The organism is Mesorhizobium sp. Mes31 (assembly GCF_024519675.1).
Taxonomy (GTDB): domain Bacteria; phylum Pseudomonadota; class Alphaproteobacteria; order Rhizobiales; family Rhizobiaceae; genus Mesorhizobium.
Genome location: NZ_JALJRL010000082.1, coordinates 1 through 297 on the forward strand (window position 1 = coordinate 1; position 297 = coordinate 297).

1 pseudogene is annotated in these 297 nt (G+C 59.6%); it reads left to right on the forward strand.

Annotated features, from left to right (window positions below):
* A pseudogene (locus NR193_RS33395) lies at window positions 1–221 on the forward strand (ABC transporter permease); the annotation flags it as partial.
* Window positions 222–297 lie beyond the last annotated feature (76 nt).

The window sequence follows — 297 nt, forward strand, 5'->3', positions numbered from 1 at the left end:
AGATCACCGGCATGGCGAGACAGATGGTGTCGACCACGTTCGCGCCGTACGAGATCTTCATCGTCGCCGGAGCGATCTACCTATCGCTCACCTCGATCGCGGTGAAAGCAATCCAGTTGCTGGAGCGATGGCTTTCGACCGACGGCGATCGTGTGCAACGACGCAAAGCCCGATTGCGTCCGCCCTTGCCTGACCCCGAGGTCACGACGCCCCTGCCCTGACCGCAGGTTTTTTTCGGCAGTCCTTTCCATCCAAACCAACGAAGAGGTGCATCATGCGCATACCCCTGGCTATTGC